The sequence below is a fragment of the Arthrobacter sp. NyZ413 genome, from assembly GCF_049390645.1.
Classification (GTDB): Bacteria; Actinomycetota; Actinomycetes; order Actinomycetales; family Micrococcaceae; genus Arthrobacter.
In genome coordinates, this window is record NZ_CP155434.1 from 3292251 (window position 1) to 3315252 (window position 23002).

General features: G+C 60.4%; 26 protein-coding genes. 15 read left to right on the forward strand and 11 right to left on the reverse strand.

The features are described from left to right. Nucleotides 1-4: 4 nt before the first annotated feature. Entirely contained in the window at nucleotides 5-352 is a 348-nt protein-coding gene (locus ABCW42_RS15330) for a holo-ACP synthase (protein WP_133202327.1), read from the reverse strand. A 4-nt stretch (nucleotides 353-356) separates the two neighbouring features. Then, the gene (glmS, locus tag ABCW42_RS15335) at nucleotides 357-2243 is read right to left on the reverse strand and encodes a glutamine--fructose-6-phosphate transaminase (isomerizing) (protein ID WP_423182022.1); all 1887 of its coding nucleotides are present in this window, start codon (nucleotides 2241-2243) and stop codon (nucleotides 357-359) included. A gap of 173 nt (nucleotides 2244-2416) precedes the next feature. On the opposite strand from glmS, the gene coaA reads away from it, so the two are divergent. From coaA to mscL, 3 genes are all read left to right on the forward strand, one after another. Beyond that, nucleotides 2417-3388 carry a type I pantothenate kinase gene (gene coaA / locus ABCW42_RS15340; protein WP_205754058.1) on the forward strand — a complete coding sequence of 324 codons (972 nt, stop codon included), beginning with the start codon at nucleotides 2417-2419 and terminating at the stop codon, nucleotides 3386-3388. Between the two features lie 5 nt (nucleotides 3389-3393). Then, nucleotides 3394-4254, forward strand: coding sequence for a D-alanyl-D-alanine carboxypeptidase family protein (locus tag ABCW42_RS15345; RefSeq protein WP_423182023.1), 861 nt, complete (start codon nucleotides 3394-3396; stop codon nucleotides 4252-4254). Between the two features lie 89 nt (nucleotides 4255-4343). Next, the gene (gene mscL, locus ABCW42_RS15350; RefSeq protein ID WP_133202329.1) at nucleotides 4344-4733 is read left to right on the forward strand and encodes a large conductance mechanosensitive channel protein MscL; all 390 of its coding nucleotides are present in this window, start codon (nucleotides 4344-4346) and stop codon (nucleotides 4731-4733) included. 90 nt (nucleotides 4734-4823) lie between these two features. Here mscL and glmM read toward each other — a convergent pair whose 3' ends face one another. Then, nucleotides 4824-6188, reverse strand: coding sequence for a phosphoglucosamine mutase (gene glmM, locus ABCW42_RS15355; protein ID WP_423182024.1), 1365 nt, complete (start codon nucleotides 6186-6188; stop codon nucleotides 4824-4826). A 159-nt stretch (nucleotides 6189-6347) separates the two neighbouring features. On the opposite strand from glmM, the gene ABCW42_RS15360 reads away from it, so the two are divergent. Next, the gene (locus ABCW42_RS15360) at nucleotides 6348-7574 is read left to right on the forward strand and encodes a glycosyltransferase (RefSeq protein WP_423182025.1); all 1227 of its coding nucleotides are present in this window, start codon (nucleotides 6348-6350) and stop codon (nucleotides 7572-7574) included. Beyond that, nucleotides 7571-9499: a glycosyltransferase family 39 protein gene (locus ABCW42_RS15365; RefSeq protein WP_423182026.1), complete on the forward strand. Its 1929-nt coding sequence runs from the start codon at nucleotides 7571-7573 to the stop codon at nucleotides 9497-9499. Before ABCW42_RS15360 ends, ABCW42_RS15365 begins: the two co-directional genes overlap by 4 nt. A gap of 101 nt (nucleotides 9500-9600) precedes the next feature. On the opposite strand, the gene rpsI is transcribed toward ABCW42_RS15365, so the two are convergent. Next, entirely contained in the window at nucleotides 9601-10107 is a 507-nt protein-coding gene (gene rpsI, locus ABCW42_RS15370; protein ID WP_423182027.1) for a 30S ribosomal protein S9, read from the reverse strand. Nucleotides 10108-10145: 38 nt separating this feature from the next. Further along, nucleotides 10146-10589: a 50S ribosomal protein L13 gene (rplM, locus tag ABCW42_RS15375; protein ID WP_133202334.1), complete on the reverse strand. Its 444-nt coding sequence runs from the start codon at nucleotides 10587-10589 to the stop codon at nucleotides 10146-10148. A 294-nt stretch (nucleotides 10590-10883) separates the two neighbouring features. Between rplM and ABCW42_RS15380 the strand changes: the two genes are divergently transcribed. The 10 genes from ABCW42_RS15380 (at nucleotide 10884) to ABCW42_RS15425 (ending at nucleotide 18959) form a co-directional block, all read left to right on the forward strand. Further along, the gene (locus tag ABCW42_RS15380) at nucleotides 10884-11537 is read left to right on the forward strand and encodes a prepilin peptidase (RefSeq protein WP_423182028.1); all 654 of its coding nucleotides are present in this window, start codon (nucleotides 10884-10886) and stop codon (nucleotides 11535-11537) included. A gap of 272 nt (nucleotides 11538-11809) precedes the next feature. Further along, nucleotides 11810-12004, forward strand: a complete 195-nt coding sequence (locus ABCW42_RS15385) for a Flp family type IVb pilin (protein WP_423182029.1) — start codon at nucleotides 11810-11812, stop codon at nucleotides 12002-12004. 85 nt (nucleotides 12005-12089) lie between these two features. Beyond that, a complete protein-coding gene (locus ABCW42_RS15390; RefSeq protein WP_423182030.1) occupies nucleotides 12090-12251 on the forward strand; it encodes a Flp family type IVb pilin in 162 nt (53 codons plus the stop codon). Between the two features lie 11 nt (nucleotides 12252-12262). Next, complete coding sequence (locus ABCW42_RS15395; RefSeq protein WP_423182031.1) at nucleotides 12263-12676, forward strand: TadE/TadG family type IV pilus assembly protein; 414 nt, start codon at nucleotides 12263-12265, stop codon at nucleotides 12674-12676. A gap of 50 nt (nucleotides 12677-12726) precedes the next feature. Further along, entirely contained in the window at nucleotides 12727-13683 is a 957-nt protein-coding gene (locus tag ABCW42_RS15400) for a pilus assembly protein TadG-related protein (protein WP_423182032.1), read from the forward strand. Between the two features lie 50 nt (nucleotides 13684-13733). Beyond that, nucleotides 13734-14489 carry a Flp pilus assembly protein CpaB gene (cpaB, locus tag ABCW42_RS15405; RefSeq protein WP_423182033.1) on the forward strand — a complete coding sequence of 252 codons (756 nt, stop codon included), beginning with the start codon at nucleotides 13734-13736 and terminating at the stop codon, nucleotides 14487-14489. Next, nucleotides 14486-15682: an AAA family ATPase gene (locus ABCW42_RS15410; protein ID WP_423182034.1), complete on the forward strand. Its 1197-nt coding sequence runs from the start codon at nucleotides 14486-14488 to the stop codon at nucleotides 15680-15682. The genes cpaB and ABCW42_RS15410 overlap by 4 nt, the downstream gene beginning before the upstream one ends. After that, a complete protein-coding gene (locus tag ABCW42_RS15415; protein ID WP_423182035.1) occupies nucleotides 15679-17118 on the forward strand; it encodes a CpaF family protein in 1440 nt (479 codons plus the stop codon). Before ABCW42_RS15410 ends, ABCW42_RS15415 begins: the two co-directional genes overlap by 4 nt. A 221-nt stretch (nucleotides 17119-17339) precedes the next feature. Further along, complete coding sequence (locus tag ABCW42_RS15420; RefSeq protein ID WP_423182036.1) at nucleotides 17340-18062, forward strand: type II secretion system F family protein; 723 nt, start codon at nucleotides 17340-17342, stop codon at nucleotides 18060-18062. A 9-nt stretch (nucleotides 18063-18071) separates the two neighbouring features. Then, nucleotides 18072-18959 (forward strand): type II secretion system F family protein, encoded by an 888-nt coding sequence (locus ABCW42_RS15425; RefSeq protein WP_423182037.1) that lies wholly within the window; start codon nucleotides 18072-18074, stop codon nucleotides 18957-18959. A gap of 198 nt (nucleotides 18960-19157) precedes the next feature. On the opposite strand, the gene ABCW42_RS15430 is transcribed toward ABCW42_RS15425, so the two are convergent. The 6 genes from ABCW42_RS15430 to rpmJ all read right to left on the reverse strand — a co-directional run bounded on the left by ABCW42_RS15430 (nucleotide 19158) and on the right by rpmJ (nucleotide 22985). Further along, a complete protein-coding gene (locus tag ABCW42_RS15430; protein WP_423182038.1) occupies nucleotides 19158-20048 on the reverse strand; it encodes a tRNA pseudouridine synthase A in 891 nt (296 codons plus the stop codon). Nucleotides 20049-20080: 32 nt separating this feature from the next. Next, entirely contained in the window at nucleotides 20081-20641 is a 561-nt protein-coding gene (gene rplQ / locus ABCW42_RS15435) for a 50S ribosomal protein L17 (protein WP_423182039.1), read from the reverse strand. A gap of 66 nt (nucleotides 20642-20707) precedes the next feature. Further along, the gene (locus tag ABCW42_RS15440) at nucleotides 20708-21718 is read right to left on the reverse strand and encodes a DNA-directed RNA polymerase subunit alpha (RefSeq protein ID WP_011775567.1); all 1011 of its coding nucleotides are present in this window, start codon (nucleotides 21716-21718) and stop codon (nucleotides 20708-20710) included. Nucleotides 21719-21858: 140 nt separating this feature from the next. Continuing rightward, on the reverse strand, nucleotides 21859-22260 hold the full coding sequence (rpsK, locus tag ABCW42_RS15445; RefSeq protein WP_133202346.1) for a 30S ribosomal protein S11: 402 nt from the start codon (nucleotides 22258-22260) through the stop codon (nucleotides 21859-21861). Between the two features lie 45 nt (nucleotides 22261-22305). Further along, the gene (gene rpsM, locus ABCW42_RS15450; RefSeq protein ID WP_011775569.1) at nucleotides 22306-22683 is read right to left on the reverse strand and encodes a 30S ribosomal protein S13; all 378 of its coding nucleotides are present in this window, start codon (nucleotides 22681-22683) and stop codon (nucleotides 22306-22308) included. Between the two features lie 188 nt (nucleotides 22684-22871). Further along, complete coding sequence (gene rpmJ, locus ABCW42_RS15455) at nucleotides 22872-22985, reverse strand: 50S ribosomal protein L36 (protein ID WP_011775570.1); 114 nt, start codon at nucleotides 22983-22985, stop codon at nucleotides 22872-22874. Nucleotides 22986-23002: the final 17 nt, after the last annotated feature.

The window sequence follows — 23002 nt, forward strand, 5'->3', positions numbered from 1 at the left end:
GTGGCTAGTCTTCGGCGATGACCATGGCCGTGGCGATTCCGCCGTCATGGCTCATGGAGACATGCCAGCGCTTCACGCCTTTCGCGTCTGCGACGGCCAAAACGGTGCCCTTGACCTGGATGGTCGGCCCGTTCTGGTCCAGGCCGATCCAGCAGTCCTGCCAATTCATGCCCGCTGGAGCCCCCAGGACCTTGGCCACGGCTTCCTTGGCGGCGAAGCGCGCAGCCAAGGAACGCGTATTAAGCTCACGCTCGGCCGGAACGAACAAGCGATCCCGGAGTCCCGGAGTGCGCTCGAGTTGGCGCCCGAAGCGCTCAATGTCTACGACGTCTACGCCAATGCCAACAATCATGCGGCTATTCTACGGTCACGCTCTTGGCCAGGTTGCGAGGCTGGTCCACGTCGTATCCCTTGGCCTTGGCCAGTTCCGCCGCAAAGATCTGCAACGGGACCGTGGTAAGCAGCGGCATCAACAAGGTGGGCGTCTGCGGAACATAGAACACGTGCTCCGAGTAAGCCCGTACCGCTTCGTCGCCCTCTTCAGCGATGACCAGGGTCCGTGCGCCCCGGGCGCGGATTTCCTGGATGTTGCTGACCACTTTCGCGTGCAGGGAGTCGCGGCCACGAGGCGAGGGAACAACCACGAAAACGGGCTGCCCTTCATCGATGAGGGCGATCGGGCCGTGCTTCAGCTCGCCTGCGGCGAAGCCCTCAGCGTGGATGTACGCGATTTCCTTGAGTTTCAAAGCGCCTTCGAGTGCCACCGGGAAGCCCACATGGCGGCCCAGGAACAGCACGGATTTCTCGTCCTTCATGCTGCGGGCCAGTTCGCGAAGCGGGCCGGCGCCGTCGAGGATCTCCTGGATCTTGGCCGGAACCTTGCCGAGGTCCGCGAGGACGTCCTTGATCTGGCCGCTGAAGATGTTTCCGCGCAGCTGGGCGAGGTAGAGGCCGAGCAAGTAGGCTGCCGTGATCTGGGCGAGGAAAGCCTTGGTGGAGGCAACCGCGATCTCCGGACCGGCGTGGGTGTAGAGCACCGCATCCGATTCGCGGGGAATGGTGGAGCCGTTCGTGTTGCAGATGGAGATCGTCTTGGCGCCCTGCTCCCGGGCATAGCGGACAGCCATCAGCGTGTCCATGGTCTCGCCGGACTGGCTGATGGAGACCACGAGGGTTTTCGCGTCAACGATGGGATCCCGGTAGCGGAACTCATGCGCGAGCTCAACTTCCGTGGGAATCCGGCACCAGTTCTCGATGGCGTACTTTGCCACCAGGCCGGCGTAAGCGGCGGTTCCGCAGGCCAGCACGATGATCTTGTCCACCTGCTTGAGCAGCTCGGGGTCGATCCGGAGCTCGCTCAGGGTGAGCTGGCCGTTGAGGTCCGAGCGGCCGAGGAGGGTCTGTGCCACGGCGTCGGGCTGGTCGTGGATTTCCTTCTCCATGAAGGAGCTGAAGCCACCCTTTTCGGCCGACGCCGGATCCCAGTCAACGTGGTATTCCTTGCCCTGGGCGGGGGCGCCGAAGAAGTCCGTGATCTCCACGGAATCGGCGGTGATGGTGACGATCTGGTCCTGGCCCAGCTCCACGGCGCGGCGGGTGTGGTCGATGAAGCCGGAAACGTCCGAGCCGAGGAAGTTCTCGCCCTCGCCAAGGCCCACCACGAGGGGGGAATTGCGGCGGGCGGCCACAACGACGTCGGGCTGGTCGGCGTGCACTGCGAGAAGGGTGAATGCGCCCTCGAGCCGCTGGCACGCGAGCTGCATGGCCTTGGTGAGGTTGGATGATTCACCGTTGAGCTGGTTGCGGAAAATGTCGCCCAGGAGCGCCGCGGCCACTTCGGTATCGGTTTCCGAGGTGAAGGTGACGCCCTTTTCAAGGAGTTCCTGCTTGAGTTCGGCGAAGTTTTCGATGATCCCGTTGTGGATCATCGCCAAGCGACCGCCGTCAGCCAAGTGCGGGTGCGCGTTCTGGTCCGTGGGACCACCATGCGTTGCCCACCGGGTGTGTCCGATGCCCGTGAGCGAGGTGGGGAGGGGATTGCCGTCGAGCTCCTCCAGCAGATTGGTGAGTTTCCCGGATTTCTTCCGGGCCGCGATGGTTCCGTCCGCCACCACGGCAACACCGGCGGAATCATAGCCGCGGTATTCCAGGCGACGAAGTCCTTCAAGTACTACGTCGAGAGCCGAATGCCCGGCGTCTGCCCGGCGGGATGAATTGCCAACGTAACCAACGATTCCACACATGCCTACAAGACTAGCGGGTGCCCTGCGGATTGGACGTAGGATATCCCTTTCCGCGAACAGGCCATCCCGCGGAACCGGCAGGAGGGCAGAGCCGCCAATGGAGGGCATGCTCACATAAACTCTCCCGGCCGTTAACGCCGCATTTCCAGATCGGCCAAGTGGAGGGCAGAATCATGAAAGTGACTTTGCAACGCAACGAAGCGAACGGCGACACCTCCTCACCGTTCGTGGAGCTGGACAGGCAGACGTGGTCCCGGCTGGCTGCCCAGATGGAGCAGCCGCTCAACGAAGAGGACATCATCCGGCTTCGCGGCCTCGGCGATCCCTTGGATATGAAGGAAATACGCGAGGTCTACCTTCCTCTTTCGCGTTTGCTGCACCTCTACGTCCAGGCGTCCCAACAGCTCCACTCCGCTACCACGACGTTCCTTGGCGAGCAGACCCAGCGCACGCCGTTCGTCATCGGCGTCGCAGGTTCGGTGGCTGTCGGCAAGTCCACGATTGCCCGCGTTCTCCGCGAAATGCTCCGCCGCTGGCCCGGGACACCCAACGTGGAACTCATCACCACTGACGGGTTCCTCTACCCCCTCGCAGAACTGAAGCGCAGGCATTTGCTGGAACGAAAGGGGTTCCCGGAGTCCTACGACCGCCGTGCGCTGCTCCGCTTCGTCAGTGCGGTCAAGGGAGGGGCCGAGGAAGTACGCGCCCCGTGGTATTCGCACGTGACCTATGACATCGTGCCGGACAAGGAAGTTGTGGTGCACCGGCCCGATGTCCTGATCGTCGAAGGCCTCAACGTCCTTGCCCCCGCCCGGCCACGACAGGATGGGCGGCAAGGACTGGCCTTGAGCGACTTCTTCGATTTCTCGATCTACGTGGACGCCAAGACCTCCTATATCGAAGATTGGTACGTGGACCGTTTCAGGAAGCTCAGGAGCACGGCGTTCGCCCAGCCGGAGTCGTACTTCCACCGTTACGCAACACTCTCCGATGTCGAAGCGGAAGCAACCGCCCGCGGCATCTGGAAGCGAATCAACGAGCCGAACCTCGAAGAAAACGTCCTCCCCACCCGGGGACGTGCCCAACTCGTCCTCACCAAGGACGCCGACCATTCCATCCGACGAATGTTGCTCAGGAAGGTCTAGCACGCATGTGCCACACCGGTGGCCTGAGCCGCAGATCGTTCGCCGCACTCGTGGCGGCGGGCGTCGGAACGGCCACGTTGGCAGCGTGCACCCCCGGTTTCCCGGCCGCTTCGCCGACTCCGGCCCCTTCCGTTTCCGGTCCCGGCACACCGTCACCGTTGCCGCCCGCGGCAAGTACGACGGCGGAGCCCGCCTCCGGTTCGCCGGTTTCCCCGGTGAGCCACGCGCCTTTGGGCGTACCGCCGTCGAGCACTCTTCCTCAACAGCACTCGCTCACCGATCCCGCGAGCCAATGGGTCATCGTCAACAAACACCGCCCGCTCAGTCCGCTGCAATACGTCCCCGGCGACTTGGTGCAGCCGGACGTCCTGCTCGCGATCAGCGGCGAAGGGGCCCTCCTGAACAGCACCACAGCGGCGGCCGCTGAAAAGCTCTTCGCGGGGGCCGCTGCCGCGGGCGTGACCCTCACGCTCGCTTCCGGCTACCGTTCCTTCCGGACGCAAGCGGAAACCTACAACGGTTACGTCAATGCGAGCGGCCAAGACTCAGCGGACACCGCCTCTGCGCGGCCCGGATTCTCCGAGCACCAGACCGGTTGGGCGTTCGACATCGGCGACGGCGGGGGTGCCTGCAGTTTCGAACAGTGCTTCGATGAGCAGCCAGCCGCGGTATGGACGAAGGCAAACGCACAGACTTATGGGTTCGTGGTCCGGTACCCCTCGATGCGCGAGGACGTCACCGGTTACATCTATGAACCTTGGCATGTGCGTTTTATCGGCGTTGAAGCGGCCGTGGACATGGCCACGCGGGGAATTGGGACCCTCGAGGAGTATTTTGGCGTCGGCGCAGCCCCGGGCTACCTCTAGCGGTTGATTATCAAAAAAGTTTCCGGGCTCCGGCAAAGAATTGACCAGCTGCTCATTGCGTATTCACCGCCGTGGACTAGTTTGGTGCCATGTTGAGTGGATTTAGGAATTTCATTCTGAAGGGCAATGTCGTAGACCTTGCCGTAGCCGTCGTCATGGGTGCAGCTTTCGGCGCAGTTGTGGATGCACTCGTGAAGAACGTCCTCATGCCGCTGATTGCTGCCTTGGTTGGCTCCCCCAACTTTGACAGTTTCGCAAAAGTGACCATCAACGGAAATGACCTGCAGTTCGGCGTCCTGCTGACTGCCATTGTGAACTTCGTCCTCGTCGCGGCCGCCATCTATTTCGTGGTTGTTGCCCCAATGAACCATCTCATCGAACGCCGTAACGCGAAATTGGGTATTGCCGAAGAGGAACCCGCGGCAGATCCCGCGGTAACGCTCCTCACCGAGATCCGGGACAGCCTGGTTCAAAGATAACCCAGTTCAAAGATAAACTCTGTTTAAAGGTAGCCCAGTGACAATTGTGGCCCGCCTCCCTTGGGAGGCGGGCAACAATTGCGCGGATTGCTAAAGCGCCAGTTCGCGCGGAACCGTTAAACGGTCCTCGACGACGGCGGCGAGCTCCGTGCAGATGCGCGTAGCTGTCTCCATGTCGGCCGCTTCGACCATCACGCGTACCAACGCTTCGGTACCCGACGGGCGCAAGAGCACGCGGCCGGTGTCGCCCAGTTCGAGCTCCGCGGCTGCTACTGCCGCGGCCACGCCCTCGTCAGTTGCGGCGCGTGATTTGTCCACGCCCTTCACGTTGATCATGAGCTGCGGCAGTTTGGTCATGGATTTGGCGAGGTCCTGGAGCGTGCGGCCAGTCCGTGCCACTTGGGCAGCGAGCTGCAAGCCAGTGAGGAGGCCGTCACCGGTTGTGGCGTAGTCGGAGAAGATCACGTGGCCGGACTGTTCGCCGCCGAGGCTGAACCCGCCTGCCCGCATCTCTTCGAGCACATAGCGGTCGCCCACGGCGGTTTCCCGTATGGTAATTCCGGCTCCGCGCAAGGCGATCTTGAGCCCGAGGTTGCTCATCACGGTAGCGACGAGGACGTCGTCGTTCAACTTGCCGGATTCCTTGAGCGCGAGGGCGAGGATCGCCATGATCTGGTCCCCGTCAACCTCATTGCCTTCGTGGTCCACCGCAAGGCAGCGGTCGGCGTCGCCGTCGTGGGCAATACCGAGGTCCGCCCCATTCTTGATCACAGCGTTCTTGAGCTGGTCCAGATGGGTGGACCCGACGCCGTCGTTGATGTTCAGGCCGTCCGGGTCCGCTCCGATGACCACAATCTCGGCGCCGGCGCTGGCGAAGACCTGCGGGGAACAACCGCTGGCCGCACCGTGGGCGCAGTCCAGGACGATCTTGAGTCCTTCGAGGCGGTTCGGGAGAGTGCCGAGCAGGTGGACAATGTAGCGGTCCTCGGCGTCGGCGAAACGCTGGATGCGCCCGACGTCGCCGGCAACTGGACGGGCGGGCTCCTTGCCGAGCTGGGCCTCGATCGCGTCTTCCACCTCGTCCGGCAGCTTCTGCCCGCCGCGGGCGAAGAACTTGATGCCGTTGTCCGGCGCCGGGTTGTGGGACGCGGAAATCATCACGCCGAAATCGGCGTCGAGGTCCGCGATGAGGTACGCGGCTGCCGGGGTCGGGAGGACTCCGGCGTCGTACACGTCGATACCGGAGCTCGAAAGCCCCGCTTCCACAGCGGCGGCGAGAAACTCGCCGCTGGCGCGCGGATCCCGGGCGACGACGGCGCGTGGCCGGGCACCGCCTTCCGTGCGTTCATGCCCCAGGACCACCGCGGCAGCCTGGGCCAACTGAAGCGCGAGCTCCGCTGTGAGCAATCCATTGGCGAGACCACGCACGCCGTCTGTTCCAAATAATCTAGCCATCGCGTCCCAGTGTAGACGACGGGGCCCCAGGCCGAAGGCAGGATCGCTACGGGTGTACCCATAGCCCATCGGGGCTATCTTCACAAGAGTGCGGCTACCCGACTTGCGGAATTTGCTCCACTCTAGTAATGGACATTAACAAATCCCTACGATTGCCCCATGAAACCTAGCTCTGGGGGCTTGGCGATTGAAATAGTTGTCCCCGTTTTCAACGAGTCCGCCATACTCGAACGAAGCATCCGCCGGCTTGCCGAATACCTGTCCCAGGAATTCCTGTATAGCTGGAAAATCACGATAGCTGACAACGCGAGTACGGACACTACCGGCGCTATTTCGCGGAAGCTCGCCGAAGAGATCCCGAATGTTGGCTATCGGCGCCTTGAAACGAAGGGACGGGGCTACGCGCTCCGCGACACGTGGACATCTTCCGAGGCAAAAGTCCTCGCCTATATGGACGTGGATCTGTCGACGGACCTGGCAGCCTTGCACCCCCTTATTGCTCCGCTTCTTTCCGGCCACTCGGACATCAGCATCGGCACCCGGCTCGGCCGCACTTCCCGCGTGGTTCGCGGACCTAAACGGGAGTTCATTTCCCGCAGCTACAACTTGCTCCTCAAGCGGACCATGCAGGTTCAGTTCTCCGATGCCCAATGCGGTTTCAAAGCGATCCGGTCCGACGTCGCCCATCGTCTCCTGCCATTCGTTGAGGACAACCGGTGGTTCTTCGATACGGAGTTGCTGATATTGGCCGAGCGGGCAGGACTGCGGATCCATGAAATTCCTGTCGATTGGATCGACGACCCGGACAGCAGGGTGGATATCCGCCAAACGGCCATTGATGACGTCAAAGGCATCATTCGCGTAGCCGGCTCCATCATGAAAGGCGCAATCCCCTTGCAGGCGATATATGCCGAACTCGGACGCGGGCCAATCGCTGCACCGGCGCGTCCGAGCTTCTTCGGCCAAGTTGTCCGGTTTGGAATCATCGGGGCTTTTTCCACCCTCGCTTTTGCTTTGCTCTACCTGCTATTCCAAGGACCGTTTGGCGCGCAGCAAGGGAATTTCCTCGCGCTGCTGGTGACAGCCATTGCGAACACAGCGGCAAACCGCCGCTTCACTTTCAGAATCCACGGTCCCGAGCGGCTCTTCACTCAACAGATTCAAGGGCTCGTAGTCTTCATGGCAGCCTGGGGTATTACGTCTTCGTCCCTGCTTTTGCTTCACGCAATCCACCAGGATGCTTCACCTAGTAACGAGTTGCTGGTGCTGACCGGCGCGAATGTACTGGCAACGCTGCTGCGCTTCGTCCTCCTCCGGATCTGGGTGTTCCGGGTGCGGCGAAGTGAAGAGCGCAGGGGTGCGAGAACGCCAAAGCTGGCGGTATGAGCACGGGATCGAGCCGGCCTGCCGTGGCGGCCGCACCGAGCGGCTTCAAGGACCTACCATTTTCCGTTTTGCGTTGGTTTCGAGGAACTGATTCGGCGACGCCTGCTTGGGAACGGGCCGCGCTTGTTGGACTCTTGGCAGTCACGTCGGTTCTCTACTTGTGGGGACTCGATCGCAATGGATGGGCGAACTCTTTCTACTCTGCTGCGGTTATGTCTGGAGCCGACAATTGGACGGCGTTCTTCTACGGCTCCTCAGATCCCGGCAACGCCATTTCCGTCGACAAGCCCCCCATGTCCTTGTGGATTATGTCGGTCTCAGTGCGGCTATTCGGTCTGAATTCCTGGAGCATACTCGTTCCGCAAGCGCTAATGGGCGTCCTCAGCGTCTACCTGCTCTACCGCATGGTGCGAAAGCGTACCGATGCCGCAACCGGCTTGCTCGCGGGACTCTTCTTTGCGATAACACCTGTGGCCACAGTGATGTTCCGGTACAACAACCCGGATGCACTTCTAACGCTGCTCATGATCGGGGCCGCGTACTGTGCGCTAGAAGCAATAGACAGAAACAGGCTTCGATGGCTCATTGCTTCCGGAGCGATGGTGGGCGCAGGCTTCCTTACAAAGCAACTCCAAGTCGCGCTTATCTTGCCCGCGATCGCCATGGCTTATCTCTTTTTCTCCCGACAACCGATTTATCGAAGGTTTCTCCATTTGGCTGGAGGGCTGCTCGCCGCGATCGTGACGTTCGGCTGGTGGTTCGTGGTCGCCCAAACGGCCGATCCCGCTAAGAGGCCTTTCGTCGGCGGTTCGAGGTCCAATAGCTTCTGGGAACTGACGTTGGGGTACAACGGACTGGATCGCCTGACTGGTGAGGATGCCAGTCGCACAATGTCCGGGGCAAACGCATTTCTGAGCACAAAGCTCGATCCTGGGATAACCCGATTCCTTCAACCACAAATGTCCGGACAGTTCGGCTGGTTTCTTCCTCTCGCAATCGCCGGTCTTGTGATAGCGCTGCTTCTTCTCATCCGTTGTCGTGGTACATCCGCCCAACGAACCTTTCTGGTGTTATGTTCCACTTGGTTCGTTTGTTCAGCTACGGTCCTGGCCATGATGTCCGGTATCGTGCATCCCTACTACTCCATCTCCACCGTGCCGTCGCTTGCGTGTCTGGCGGCGTTTAGCACAACGTATTTTGCACGGCGTCTCAGCAGAGTATCGGTCCGCATTTTGGCTGGGCTAGTTTTAGCCGCGAGTCTGGTCATGGGTTACGTTTCAGCGTCAAGATCGATATCGGAATTCCCCTTACTTCCCCCAATTCTCCTAGTTTTCGGCGCCCTCTCTGTCGCTGTTGCCGTGCTTCCACCCATCAGCAAAAAATACGAAACCGGGGCACTCTTACTAGTTGGTGTGACGCTTTTCATCGGTCCGACCATATGGTCAGTGAACACAGTATTAAGCCCTCACGTTGGGGCTGGAGTGGTCGCAGGGCCAAGCATATTGGGCATTCGGACGGACGATCCAAGCCGTTCCACCCTGCCGCCAGGGACGCCACCAGCCTTTACCGAGGTCATGTTCGGCGACGTGCCAGCACCCGACATAATCGAGAAACTGAAGTCGCCCCCACCTTCCGCGCGCTGGGCCGGTGCTGTGGTTGGATCCGAGAGCGCCGCCAACTACCAACTCGACAGTTCCCAACCGGTCTTGGCGATAGGCGGATTCGACGGCACAGATCCTTTTCCCACGCTGGAACAGTTTCAGGGCATGGTCCGTTACGGGAAGGTGGGATTCTTTATTATCAAGACCCTTCCACCCTTGACCTCGGAAGGTAGAGGAGAGTCAGCGCGCATTGTGCACTGGGTCGAGGACAATTTCCACGCTGAAATTGTCGATGGAACATCCATTTACAGCCTTGCCCGTTAGATCCTCCCTACCGGCGGGTCAATCAGGGGATGCAAAAGGCCCGTCCCGCCAAACCGGCGGAACGGGCCTTCTCCAGGCGCTTGAAGCGTCCAGAAGCGTCTTTAGCGCTTGGAGTACTGCTGAGCCTTGCGTGCCTTCTTGAGACCGGCCTTCTTACGCTCGATGACGCGAGCGTCACGGGTCAGGTAGCCGGCCTTCTTCAGGGTTGCACGGTTGTTCTCGACGTCGATCTCGTTCAGCGAGCGAGCAATGCCGAGACGCAGGGCACCAGCCTGGCCGGAGGGGCCACCACCGTGGATGCGGGCGATGACGTCGTAAGCGCCTTCAAGGTCGAGGATCTTGAAGGGCTCGTTGACGTCCTGCTGGTGCAGCTTGTTCGGGAAGTAGTTCGACAGCTCGCGGCCGTTGATGATCCACTTGCCGGTACCGGGCACGACGCGAACGCGTGCAACGGCTTCCTTGCGGCGGCCTACAGCCGAACCGGAAACGGTCAGGGCAGGGCGCTCCTTCTTCGGCGCGGCTTCGGCAGCCGAGCTTTCAGACGTGTAGCTGGTGAGGTTTTCCTCAGCCTCGAAGGCTTCGGCGGTCAGTTCTTCGTTCTGAGCCACGATTCTCCTTGTATAAAAAAGTTGGTTGGTGGCCAGGACTACTGGGCGACCTGGGTGATTTCGAAAGTCTTCGGCTGCTGCGCAGCGTGGGGGTGCTCAGCGCCACGGTAGACCTTGAGCTTGCTCAACTGCTGGGCAGCAAGGGAGTTCTTCGGGAGCATGCCCTTGATGGCCTTCTCAACGGCGCGGACCGGGTTGGATTCCAACAGTTCCGCGTAGTTGACGGAGGTCAGGCCGCCCGGGTAGCCGGAGTGGCGGTAAGCGCGCTTCTGCTCCAGCTTGGCGCCGGTCAGGGCTACCTTCTCGGCGTTGATGATGATGACGAAGTCGCCCATGTCCATGTGGGACGCATAGGTCGGCTTGTGCTTTCCGCGCAGCAGTGTTGCGGTCTGGCTGGCAAGACGACCAAGGACAACATCGGTGGCGTCAATGACGTGCCACTGGCGGTTGATATCGCCGGGCTTCGGGGTGTACGTACGCACGGTTTTGCCTCGTTCTTGTTCTGGCGTTCATGTTTTAGGCACCACGCTAAAAGCGGGCTCCTACTAGGTATGCGCTACCGGAGCAGAGGTGAGGACTCTATGTACCAGTCATCCCGAGGTCCCGATATGCCTCTCGGGTTAACGATCCTGCAACTGGATCCCCAAGCGGGCATGTGTCATCGAGATAGGACACGCACAACGACTATCAAGAATAGCGCGAAGGGGTCACCCGGTCAAAATAGGCTGGCATACACCGGGATCAACCAGGCCCGCACCCGAACCGTAGGAGACAACGTGACGCTATCTGCCTCCCAGCCCTTCCTCGTAGCTGCATTCGGCCTCCTGGGACTGCTGCTGAGTCCTGTCTCCGAGTGGCTGATTGCACGGTTCATGCCCCGCCTCGGCGGCCTGCCCTCCCTTGCAGCCAGGATAACGACGGCGCTAGTCACGGCTGCTCTCTTCGTTCTGTTTGCGCTTCGCCTCGGATTTTCGCCGGACTTGCCGGCATACCTCCTCTTTGGGGTCCTTGCCGTGCAGCTTGCGCGCCTGGACATAACGCACCATTTGCTGCCAAATCCGCTCGTCCTTTTGCTGCTTGCCGCCGGCCTCGTCCTCCTAACCACATCCGCTGCGCTGGCTCCGGACTGGACCGGACTCCTCAGAGCGGCCTTGGGGGGCGTCTTTTTGTTCCTTGGCTACCTCATTCTTGGACTAATTTCTCCCGGAGCCCTCGGAATGGGCGACGTGAAGCTCGCAGCACCACTCGGAATGTACTTGGGCTACTTGGGCTGGAGCCATGTGTTCTACGGGGGCCTGCTGGGGTTCGTGGTGGGTGGGGTAGTGACGGTCGTCCTGTTGCGGGTGAAGCGCGGCATCAAGCCTTCAGAAGTGGCCCACGGCCCGTCGATGTTCGCCGCGGCAATTGGAGTGGTCCTGCTCTTCGCCTGACGCCCCAGGCTGATCTCAGTTTCATCCCGCACCCCAAGAACCACACGCGTATAGGTGTCTACGTAGTACTTAGCTAGAAAAACCGAGTACCCGAGCGAGCCTCTTCGAGTAGTTAGCACTGAGCCGTCTCGAAAAGACGAGTACCACTACGCATTGTTTGTTAACCCTCCCAGGGGCAATTCTTGTCATATCGAAAACCGAACCGCTAAACGGGATATAGAAGCGGACGGAGTTCGTAGACAAATTCACTTTATCTGGGAAGGGTTTTTCCAATGTCAGCTCTCATGGTTTCCGTCATTGCATTCGTCGCCGGCGTCAAGGACCGCATTACGTCTTCGGAGAAGGGTGCAACCGCTGTTGAATATGGCATGCTTGTCGCTCTGATCGCCGCAGTAATCGTCACTGTCGTCGCCGCTCTGGGTGGTCAAATCAACACGGCTTTCAACACCATCTCCGGCAAGCTCTAGCTCGACGATCTCCAACCCCGGGCCGGTCACGCCGAGGAATTCCTCAAGGCGAGGCCGGCCCGGACTATTTGTAAGGGGAAGCACGATGAACAAGTTATTCCAAAAGCTCCGGAAGTCTGAAGTTGGAGCAACTGCCGTCGAATACGGTCTGCTCGTCGCTTTGATCGCGGCGGTCATCATTGGAACCGTGGCCCTCCTTGGACCGCAAGTTCAGGCCGGATTCCAAACTGTCGTCGACAATCTGTAAAGCCGCTGGACATGCACTCCGAAAAGAAGTCAAGATCCGAGGCCGGTGCTGTCGCAGTCGAGTTCGCCTTGATCCTTCCGATTTTCCTAGTGCTGGTGCTCGGAATATTCGAATTTGGGCGGGGTTTCAATATCCAGGTCTCGTTGACTGAAGCTGCCCGTGAGGCTGCCCGGTACGCGTCAATCCACCAAACAGATGCCGGCTACAGCGTGACAGCCGCCCAAGATGCCGGAGTCGCTGCGGCTCCGTCGGTCCCTCTGTCAGAGTCGAACATCAGCGTCCAATCTGTCGGTTCGAACCCCTGCAATGTTGTCGTCACGGTGGCGTATAGCACTCCGTGGATGACGGGGTTCCCCGGACTTGTGCCGGGAATGCCATCCCAACTCAGCCTTCAAGGCAAAGGGGTTATGCGATGTGGCGGCTAAAGCAAGACGACCCCGAACGTGGCGTCGTCGCGCCCCTCACGGCGCTCCTCATGGTCGTACTCCTCGGCATGGCGGCTTTTGCGATTGATGTGGGTTCCATGTACTCGGAACATGCGCAGCTCCAAAACGGTGCTGACGCCGCAGCTCTGGGAATCGCCCAGGCCTGCGCCAAGGACGCAACATCGTCAGACTGTGCCGGCCCAGTTGCCGCTGCGACAACTTTGGCAGGAAACAACGCTTTGGACGGCGTCACCAACGTCCCCAGCGCCATTGTCAATCTGGGAGCTCGGACAGTGGACGTCACAACCCAGTCACGCGACACGTCAGGAAACAATCATTTTTCCCTGACGTTTGCTCGTGCACTCGGAATTCAAACCACCGACATCCAAGCTTCCGCCGAGGCCACGTGGAGTCCGCCAAGCAATGGCGGAGCGTTCCCGCTTGCATTTTCCGACAACTGTTGGGATTTGAGTGGATCCGCGCCCACTGGTGACCTGCAAAAGGTTTCCTGGAAGCCCGGAATCACTTGCACCAACGCTTCGGGTCACAGTATTCCCGGTGGGTGGGGATGGTTGACCCAAAGTTCTCCTTGCTACGCCACCACACAGGCCGGCAGCTCGAGCATCGGTTCAGACCCGGGCAACAACTTCCCAAGCGGATGCCAATCAGTCCTCCAAGGATGGGTCGACACGCTCAACGGGGGTGGAACCGTAAAAGTGCTATTCCCAGTGTTCGACACGGCAACCGGGAGCGGAAACACGGGAACGTTCCACATTATCGGCTACGCCACGTTCAATATCGTGGGCTGGAAATTTGGCAATAATGGCAGCCCCTACGCGTACCACAACACAACTTCCGACTTGGGCAATTCGAATTTGTCCTGCGGCAGCGGTAACGATCGCTGCATCATCGGACAATTCATCAAATACCAAACAATTGGCACCGCGGGTGGTGGAGGAGGATCCGGACAGGACCTCGGCACCTTAGACATCCACCTCTCCAAATAGAGATCCACTTCTGGGATCACACTCCATAGTCACACTAAGGGGAAAGTAAAGTGAAAACTCGCCTACTGGGAGGCATAGTTGCAATCGTCTTGGCAATTGCCGGCACATTGCTACTGGTTACGTACGTACAAGGATCGGAAGCACGGGCACAAAAAGACCTCCAACCCGTGGATGTTCTGGTCGTTCAAAGTCAGGTCCCGGCTGGGTCTGACCTGCAGAAAGTCAAAGACTCGGTCAAACTGACTTCGCTGCCCGCAGCATCGGTTCCAAACGGTGCGCTCAAGAACTTGGACGGGCTCGATGGCAAAGTGACAAGTGTCGCACTGCTTCCTGGGGAAGCCCTCCTGGGAGCCCGGATGGTGGATCCGACGAGCCTCGCTGCACCGGGCTCCGTTCCCGTTCCCGCCGGCTTGCAGGAAATCTCGTTGCACCTTGATGCCCAGCGCGTCGTAGGCGGAAGAATCGCTGCCGGAGACACAGTTGGCGTTGTCGTACTGCTCGATGATTCCGGCGCCCAAGGCTCAGCCGGCGGCACTGCACAGATGGTCTTCCACAAGGTACTAGTGACAAGTGTTCAACGGGCAGCTTCGCAGTCGAAATCGAGCACGCAAGGCCAGTCCGGCCAGGAACAAACGAACACACAGGTTCCGGACGGGGACTTCATCGTCACTCTGGCCCGGGATTCCGTGGACTCCACAAAGATCGCTTTTGGAGCCAAATACGGCGACATTTGGCTGACCAAGGAGTCGGCGAATTCGACCGACGATCAAACGGTGATGATCAAGAAAGCCCAGGTCATCCAATGAGCCGCTTCTTGGTAATCACTCCAAACGCTGATTTTGAACGGCGCGTCCGGCAAGCCACTGCCGGCATGCATGGTGAGGTTCAGTCCATCGCAGCCGACTACCTGCCGCCAAGCCCTGACGACGTCCTTCGGGTCCTCACCGGCGAGTTGCTGGAAGTGCTGATTCTCGGTCCCGGGCTGGCACTCGACGACGCCTTCCGATTGGCAAGCCTCTTCGATCTGCAGTACCCGGAGATCAGCGTTGTCCTTGTAGCTGACGACCAGACGCAAGTGGCGCTTCCGGCCATGCGGGCGGGAATCCGCGATTTGCTTCCTGCTGACTCGGGAGTTGACACGATCCGCATTCTGCTAGAGCGCGCGAGCCTCGCGGCAGCCGGTCGTCGACGCGGATTGGGGGCGACCGTTGAAGGAGAGCGTCCTGGTGGTCGGGTAATCGCTGTAATGTCCCCCAAAGGCGGAGTCGGGAAAACCACGATCTCCACAAATCTGGCCGTGGGACTTGGCAAACTCGCCGGTATGGGAGTGGTCATTGCCGACCTTGATCTGCAGTTCGGCGATGTCGCATCCGGCCTCCTGCTTGAACCGCAGAAGACAATTGCTGACGCTGTGACTGGTGCGGCCGTGCAGGACAGCATGGTCTTGAAGTCGTACCTCTCCGTCCACCCGGCAGGTGTCTACGCACTTTGCGCACCGCACAATCCGACCCAGATCGAGCACATCTCGGCCGATCAAGTTGGGCATCTCTTGGAGCAATTAGCCAACGAATTCCAGTACGTCGTTGTGGACACGGCACCCGGTCTCGGTGAACACGTGCTGGCCACGCTCGAACGCGCCTCCGATGTCGTCTGGGTATGCGGAATGGACATACCCAGCATCAAGGGACTGCGGACAGGCCTTGAAGTCCTCGACGAAATTGGGCTTCTGCCACGGAACCGTCACGTGGTGCTCAACTTCGCCGACCGGCGCAGCGGACTTTCTTTGGCTGACGTTGAAGCGACAATCGGGTGCCCCGTCGATGTCGCGCTCCCCCGTTCCAGGGCATTGCCGTTCTCAACGAACAAGGGTGTGCCGCTACTTCAGGACGGTTCCAAGGACGCCGCTGCCAAAGGCCTCCGAAAGTTGGTTGATCGGTTTAAGCCGGGCTGGGAAGCCCGGCCTCACAAGCAATTGCACCGAAGGGCGGTAGTCCAGTGAATCTCTCCAAGCGTCTCGACTCAGCACGCGGCGTCGAGCCCGTTGCCACCGCGACAAACCCTCTGAGTGATCCGTGGTCCCCCCCGAAAACAACCGCGGAACAGGTTCCATTTCAAAGTGATTCTGGACCTTCTTCGGATGAGACCAGTCAAGCGCTCACGGCAATCAAGGAACGCACCAGTGAAGCGCTGTACGAGCGCATGGGCGCACGCATTTCGGATACAAACATGGATGAGGCCGAGCTTCATCAATTCGTCAAGGACGAGCTCCGTGCCGTCATCGACGAGGACGAAATTCCCCTTAGCTCGGCAGAACGGCAAAGGCTTGTCCAGGAGATCGCCGATGACGTTTTGGGACTGGGACCGTTGCAACGCTTCCTTGACGATCAAGAAATCACTGAGATCATGGTCAACAGCGCGAACCGCATCTACGTGGAGAGTGGCGGAAAGCTCTACTTGACGGGCGCCCGCTTCACCTCGGAAGAGCACTTGCGCAAGATCATCGAGCGGATCGTGTCAAAGGTGGGCCGTCGAATCGACGAATCTTCGCCCTTGGTGGACGCCCGCCTCACCGATGGTTCACGCGTGAATGCAATTATCCCGCCCCTTGCCGTAAACGGTTCATCACTGACCATCCGAAAATTTGGAAGGGTACCGCTGACCGTCCAAAATCTCATAGGGCTCGGTACTCTGAGCCCTGAGATGGCGGAGCTGCTGCACGCATGTGTCCAGGCGCGACTGAACATCATCGTTTCCGGCGGTACTGGTACCGGAAAGACGACGCTGCTCAACGTTCTCTCATCGTTCTTGCCAGCCGACGAACGCATCGTCACGATCGAGGATGCTGTGGAACTCCAACTACAGCAAGAACATGTTGTCCGTTTGGAGAGCCGGCCGCGAAACATCGAAGGCAAAGGCGAAATCTCCATTCGTGACCTGGTGCGGAACTCACTTCGCATGCGGCCAGACCGGATTGTGGTTGGTGAGGTTCGCGGCGGGGAGTCCCTCGACATGCTTCAAGCAATGAACACCGGCCATGACGGTTCAATCTCCACCGTGCACGCCAACTCACCGCGAGATGCAATAGCGCGTTTGGAGACCCTTGTCCTGATGGCGGGGATGGACCTGCCCCTCCGGGCCATTCGTGAACAGATCTCGTCGGCCGTCAACTTGATAGTGCATATTTCCCGCTTGCGCGACGGGACCCGTCGCGTGACACATGTCACCGAAGTTCAAGGCATGGAAGGAGACATCGTTACTCTTCAGGACGCGTTCACCTTCGACTACTCAGCCGGACTTGACGCGAACGGCCGCTTCCTGGGACGTCCGGTTCCGACTGGAGTGCGGCCTCGTTTCGTCGACCACTTCGCCGATCTGGGGATCCAGATTTCGCCTGCCATCTTCGGTTCCCTGCAGATGGGCGGTGGAATAAGGTGAGTCCCACGAATCCCATGTTTCTCGCGCTAGGTGTCCTGTTCGCGTTCCTGGCCCTCTGCATCGTTGTTTTCGCATTCCTTGGTTCCCGGAATTCAGGCATTGCCCTGTCCCGGCGTCGTCCGGCGGATGCAGTCCAAACATCAGCACTCACCAAAGTCACAACATCGGCAGTCGCCTTCGTTGATAACGCTGTGGGGAAAACCCGCTCATCCGGTACCCGCATGACCTTGGAAAAAGCGGGCATCAAAATGAAGCCTGCTGACTACATATTGCTGGTCATTTGTTCCGCCTTCGTCGCCGGAATTGTCGGATTCATTCTCGGTGGAATACTCTTCGGTCTGCTCCTGCTCATTGCTGCACCCTTTGCCGCCAAATTGGTGGTTAGTGTGCTGACATCACGGCGTAGGGCAAAGTTCGAACTGCAACTGGGTGACACCCTTCAAATGCTCTCGGGTGGCATGCGCGCAGGCCACAGCCTGCTCCGTTCCATCGATGCTGTGGCGCAGGAAGCCGAAAGCCCCACCCGGGACGAATTCGCACGAATGGTCGCTGAAACACGTCTTGGTCGTGACTTGAAGGATTCGATGAGCGACGCCGCCAGTCGCCTGGACAGTGAAGACTTTGTTTGGACCGCCCAGGCTATCGAAATCCACCGGGAAGTCGGTGGCGACTTGGCAGACGTTCTCGACCATGTCGGGGAAACGATCCGTGAGCGGGCGCAGGTTAAAGGACAAGTACGCGCACTGAGCGCCGAAGGCCGGCTCTCAGCGTATATCCTCATTGCCTTGCCCGTCGGCATGTTTTTGTACCTCAGCGCGACAAATCCGAAATATATCGGATTGCTGTATTCCAACCTTCTGGGTTGGATCATGGTCGTCACAGCCGTCATCTTGCTAGGGCTTGGGGCCTTCTGGCTCAGCCGCGTCGTCAAGATCAAGTTCTAGGGAGCCGTCATGAGTCCTATCGCATGGCTTTTTGTTGTACTGATCGTCGTTCCTGTCGCGGGAATGGTTTGGTCTTTCATTTCGATAGACCGTGCCGGGCTGGCTACCGTCCGAACGAATTTGAGCCGGAGCGCCGGGCTTCAGCAGGCTGGGTCTGAGGCGCTGCGAATCCCCTTCAAGGAACTCGGGGGACGGATCACGCCCAAAGGCTACGTTGCCTGGTTGGACAAGCTACTTGCACGTGCAGGTCGTCCGGCCGGAATGCCGTTGGAACGCCTTTTGATTGCAAAGCCGGCACTTGCGCTTTTCGTCGGAATTCTCGGTCTCTTCTTTTTCCTCCGTGCACCAAGCGGCCCGGGCTTTCTGCTGTACCTGTTTGTCGTTGCGCTGTGCTACATGGTGCCCGATGTGATGATCCATAGCCGTGGCGCGAAGCGCCAGGAAGCCATTCAGTTGGAACTGCCGAACACGCTGGACCAGATGCTGATTTCAGTGGAGGCTGGCCTTGGATTCGAGGCCGCGATGTCGCGGGCAGGTCAGAATGGTTCCGGTCCGCTGGCCTCGGAAATCCTGCGCACGCTGCAGGACATGCAGGCCGGACGCAGCCGCAAGGAGGCCTACCAGGCTCTGGCAAACCGTGCGGATGTTCCGGAATTGCGAAGCTTTGTTCGGGCAGTCGTCCAAGCCGACACCTACGGAATCGCGATTGCCAACGTACTCAAGACGCAAGCCTCGCAGATGCGCGTCAAGCGTCGGCAGCGCGCTGAAGAAAGGGCCATGAAGCTTCCGATCAAGGTGCTCTTCCCCCTCATGTTGTGCATCCTCCCGGTGCTCTTCCTCGTGATCATGGGTCCGGCCGTAATCAACGTCATCAACAACTTTGTGGGCGCGTTCTAGCCGCTGTTTCCAAACCAAGCGCATCTGGGGCGCTACTGACCGACCTGCCGTGACACCCAGAATCGCGGCCGGTCACCAAGGCCCCCTCCGCGGTACCCAGAGCCGGGAGGGGGTCGTCCCGCGTCCGGGCCCGACGGCCCTGAGACCCGACGAGGGAGCCCCGGCCCGGAGCCCCGGCCCCGGCCCCGCGCCAAAAAACTACTCCCGCCGCGCCCGCGTCAGTTCGGCCCGGGCGTGCAGCTCGGCGTCGGACGGGTAGGCGACTTCCTCAAGGACCAAGGGATGCGGCGCTGCCAGCACCGACTTCGCGTCACGCACACCGAGCAATAAGCGCTCATGCAGCCACTCCGGACGCTCCAGCCCCTCCCCCACCCGCAACGCCGAACCAACCAGGGCTCGAACCATGTTGTGGCAGAAGGCGTCGGCCTGGACGGAAACAACGATCACACCATCGCTGCCCCGGGAGAATTCGAAGCGCTGCAACTCCCGGATTGTGGTAGCCCCTTCCCGAGGCTTGCAATAGGCCCGGAAATCCTGGAGCCCCAAAAGCGCAGCAGCCCCGGCGTTCATGGCCCGTTCATCCAGCGCCGCTTTGTGCCACAGCGTCAGCCTCCGCAGCACCGGATCCCAACGCTCTGCCCCGTCCGCGATCCGGTAACTGTAACGCCTCCACAACGCGGAGAAACGGGCGTCGAAACCGTCCGGCGCGAGTCCGGCGTCGTGCACTTCAATGGCGCCCGTCTCGTCGTGAAGCACCCGGCTCAGCGCCCCGCGCAGCCTCCTGACGAGGGTCGCCGAAGGGTCGAAGTCGCGGCCACGAGTGAGCCCGCTCCACTCGGCTTCGGACAAATCCACGTGCGCAACCTGGCCGCGGGCATGGACACCGGCGTCGGTGCGTCCGGCGACAGTGACGCGGACGGGACGGCGCACAATCAGCTCCAGCGCCTCCTCCAAGCAACCCTGCACGGTTCGAAGTCCAGGCTGCAGTGCCCACCCGCTGAACGGTCCGCCGTCGTACGAAAGATCCAGCCTGACACGCAAAAACCCGCCGCCCCCCAAAACGGGGGCAGCGGGTTCTTGTTCGTTCATAGACCCAAGTCTACTGTGAAGAATTCAGCGAATTACTTCGTTTCGTCAGCGGCGGGAGCCTCTTCAGCCTCGGCGTTTTCAGCTTCGGCAGCCTCTTCTTCAGCGGCTTCGGTTGCAACTTCGGCTTCGGTCTCAACAACCTCTTCCTCAGCGGCCGGAGCAGCTTCTTCAGCAGCCGGAGCAGCCTTCTCAGCAGCCTTGGTGGCTTCGGCAACGACGGCCTGCTTCGGGGAAACCGGCTCAAGAACCAGTTCGATGACAGCCATGGGAGCGTTGTCGCCCTTGCGGTTGCCGATCTTGGTGATGCGGGTGTAGCCACCTTCGCGGTTGGCAACGGCGCCGGCGATGTCGGTGAACAGCTCGTGGACGATGCCCTTGTCGCTGATCAGGCCGAGCACGCGACGGCGGGAGGACAGGTCGCCGCGCTTGGCGAAGGTCACGAGGCGCTCAGCGTACGGCTTCAGGCGCTTGGCCTTGGTGACCGTGGTGGTGATGCGCTTGTGCTCGAACAGCGATGCTGCCAGGTTCGCGAGCATCAGGCGCTCGTGAGCCGGACCGCCTCCGAGGCGCGGACCCTTAGTGGGGGTAGGCATAGTAATTTCTCCTGTTATGAAGGCCGGCCGGGTCCGAACGTGGACTCGGCGGCCAAGATCTGCTTGTTAGAGCTCGTCGTCGCTGAACGCGGCGTCGTCCTCTTCGATGGCTGCGGCGCGGGCTGCGAGGTCGAAACCGGGAGGGGAGTCCTTGAGGGACAGGCCCAGTTCAACCAGCTTTGCCTTGACCTCATCGATGGACTTCGCACCGAAGTTGCGGATGTCCATCAGGTCAGCCTCGGAGCGGGCAACGAGTTCACCCACGGTGTGGATGCCCTCACGCTTGAGGCAGTTGTAGGAACGGACGGTAAGGTCCAGGTCCTCGATCGGCAGTGCCATGTCCGCCGCCAAGGCAGCGTCCGTCGGCGACGGGCCGATCTCGATACCCTCAGCTGCGGTGTTCAGCTCACGTGCAAGACCGAACAGTTCCACCAGGGTGGTGCCTGCGGAAGCAACGGCGTCGCGCGGGGCGATTGCCTGCTTGGTCTCGACGTCGACAATCAGCTTGTCGAAGTCGGTGCGCTGCTCAACACGGGTGGCTTCCACGCGGAAGGTCACCTTCATGACCGGCGAGTAGATCGAGTCGACCGGGATACGGCCGATCTCGGAGTCGCCGGACTTGTTCTGAGCTGCCGAAACGTAGCCGCGGCCGCGTTCGATGGTCAGTTCGAGTTCGAACTTGCCCTTCGAGTTCAGCGTGGCAATGTGCAGATCCGGGTTGTGGAACTCGACGCCGGCCGGCGGAGCGATGTCCGCGGCGGTGACGACTCCGGGGCCCTGCTTGCGCAGGTAAGCAACAACCGGCTCGTCGTGCTCGGAGGACACGGACAGGTTCTTGATGTTCAGGATGATCTCAGTGACATCTTCCTTGACACCGGGAACCGTGGTGAACTCGTGCAGCACGCCATCGATCCGGATGCTGGTGACAGCGGCGCCGGGGATGGAGGAGAGCAGGGTACGGCGGAGGGAGTTTCCGAGGGTGTAGCCGAAGCCCGGTTCCAGCGGTTCGATGATGAAACGCGAGCGGTTCTCGGATACTACTTCTTCAGACAGAGTGGGGCGCTGTGCAATAAGCACTTAGGTTTCCTTTCGGCGAGCATCCGCTATATGACGCAACACAGGTGGTGGAAATCGGCTTGGTTCCGGCCAGACCGGCCGGGCCCGGTTCGCAGTTCGACTGCTTCGCGGACCCGGCCGGCACTGGCCGGGGAAACCAGTTAGACGCGGCGGCGCTTCGGCGGGCGGCATCCGTTGTGGGCGCTGGGGGTGACGTCCTGGATGGAGCCAACCTCGAGGCCAGCGGCCTGCAGCGAACGGATTGCGGTCTCGCGTCCGGATCCCGGTCCCTTGACGAAAACGTCAACCTTGCGCAGGCCGTGCTCCTGGGCGCGCTTTGCAGCAGCTTCGGCAGCCATCTGGGCGGCGAACGGGGTGGACTTACGGGAGCCCTTGAATCCGACCTCACCGGCAGAAGCCCAGGAGATCACAGCACCGGTCGGGTCCGTGATGGACACGATGGTGTTGTTAAAAGTGCTCTTGATGTGCGCTTGGCCAAGCGCGATATTCTTCTTGTCCTTCTTACGCGGCTTGCGTACGGCGCCACGAGTCTTCGGGGGCATTGTTTCTCCTACAGAAAGTTGTTCGGGGAAAGCTGGAGGCTATTTCTAGCGTCCGGCCTTCTTCTTGCCGGCGACGGTGCGCTTCGGGCCCTTGCGGGTACGAGCGTTGGTCTTCGTACGCTGACCGCGTACGGGCAGGCCCTTGCGGTGACGCAGGCCTTCGTAGCTGCCGATTTCGACCTTGCGGCGGATATCTGCTGCTACTTCGCGGCGAAGGTCACCCTCAACCTTGTAGTTGCCTTCAATGTAGTCACGCAGCTGGACCAGTTCGGCGTCAGTCAGGTCCTTGACGCGAACGTCAGCGCTGATGCCGGTGGCAGCCAGGGTTTCGTGTGCACGGGTCTTCCCCACGCCGTAGATGTAAGTAAGCGCAATTTCCAGCCGCTTTTCGCGGGGAATGTCTACGCCAGCGAGACGAGCCATAGTGGCGGTACTCCTTGATAAACCGGAGGTCGTAGGCAGTACACCCGCACTTTCAGTGCGGCCCCAGCCTCCGACCGGGGGTTAGCTGTCCAGGCCCATACGTCCCAGTTCAGCTTGTGCTGCCTTTATTTACTTGCGTGGGTTAGCAACCCAGGTTGCCCTCGCGGGCGCTACTTCCCGTGAGGGAATTAGCCCTGGCGCTGCTTGTGGCGCGGGTTCTCGCAGATCACCATGACCCGGCCATTACGGCGGATCACTTTGCACTTGTCGCAGATCTGCTTGACGCTCGGCTTGACCTTCATGGCGTTCCTTTGCGTGT